The organism is Streptomyces sp. NPDC005774, from assembly GCF_042871645.1.
Lineage (GTDB): Bacteria > Actinomycetota > Actinomycetes > Streptomycetales > Streptomycetaceae > Streptomyces > Streptomyces pratens.
In genome coordinates, this window is record NZ_JBIAIV010000149.1 from 1 (window position 1) to 1,236 (window position 1,236).

General features: G+C 66.4%; 1 protein-coding gene. It reads right to left on the bottom strand.

Translation table 11 applies throughout. The features are described 5' to 3' along the window. Position 1 precedes the first annotated feature (1 nt). Positions 2-1,236, bottom strand: a protein-coding gene (locus ACFYQA_RS39540) for an IS3 family transposase (RefSeq protein WP_388928691.1) whose coding sequence is annotated in 2 segments (ribosomal slippage) — positions 2-907 and positions 910-1,236 — 1,233 coding nt annotated over the 2 segments. Because the reading frame shifts where the segments join, the coding sequence is not laid out codon by codon here. This gene is flagged as partial in the annotation.

Below are 1,236 nucleotides of genomic sequence, written 5' to 3' on the forward strand. Positions count from 1 at the left end.
GTTATGCGGCGAGTGTCATGTTAGCCGACTGCTTCTCGTAGGCGACGGGGCTGAGCTGTCCGTTCCTGGAGTGCCTGCGCCTGGTGTTGTACCTCGTGAGCCAGCGGAACACCGAGAGCCTGCATGCCCGGGCCCCGTCCCAACGGCGAACACCCTGGAGTGTCTCGCGTTTGAGGGAGGCGTGGAAACTCTCGCAGGCCGCGTTGTCCGCGGACGTGCCGACGGCCCCCATCGACTGGGTGACGCCCAACTCCTTGCAGAGATCGGCGAATTCCTTCGATGTGTACTGCGCGCCGTGATCGCTGTGGAAGATCGCCCCGTCCAGGCTGCCGCGGGTGGCCGCGGCGTCCTTGAGGGCGTCGGCGACCAGCGAGGTGCGCATGTGGTCGGCGATGGACCAGCCGACCACGCGCCGGCTGAAGCAGTCCAGGACCGTCGCGAGATAGAGGAACTCGCCGTCGCCGACGGGCAGATACGTGATGTCGCCCATGTACTTGACGTTCGGCTGCGGTGCGGTGAAGTCCCGCTCGAACAGGTCCGGGACCACCTGGTTCGCCGGCTCCGGCACGGTGGTGCGGATGTTCTTGCGCAGGTGCACCCCGACGATGTTGAACTTGCGCATCACGCGGGCGACCTTCTTCTCGTTGATCTCCATGCCCTCGGTGTCACGGAGCTCGGCGGTGACGCGCGGGGAGCCGTACGTCCCGTCCGAGTCCGAGTGGATGGCCTGGATCTTCCCGGCCAGGGCCTCGTCGGCCTGGTCGCGCTCCATGCGGGCCCCGCGGGTGGCGTGCCACTTGTAGTAGCCGGAGCGGGCCACGTCGAGTACGTGGCACAGCCGCTTGACCTCGTAGGTCTCGCGATGGTCCTCGATGAACTGGTAGCGGCTTGTTACCAGGTCATCTCCGAGGCGAAAAACTTCGTCGCCTTGCGCAGGATGTCCCGCTCGGTGGCGAGCGTCGCGTTCTCCTTGCGTGCGGCCTTCAGTTCAGCCCGCAGGGCCTCGTTCTCCGCTTGAAGGTCATCGATGGTGGGCTCGGAGGCCGGGGTGGTACTGGTCACGTTCTTCCTGGTCAAGCCGGTGGTGCTGCCGCCGCGGGTGCGGTCGGCGCGGATCCAGTTCCGCAGGGTCTCCGCATTGATCCCCAGGTCACGCGCGGTCTGCGCGATCGTGAGATCCGGCTCCGAATGGAACAGGGCCACGGCGTCGGCCCTGAACTCGGGCGAATAGACCTT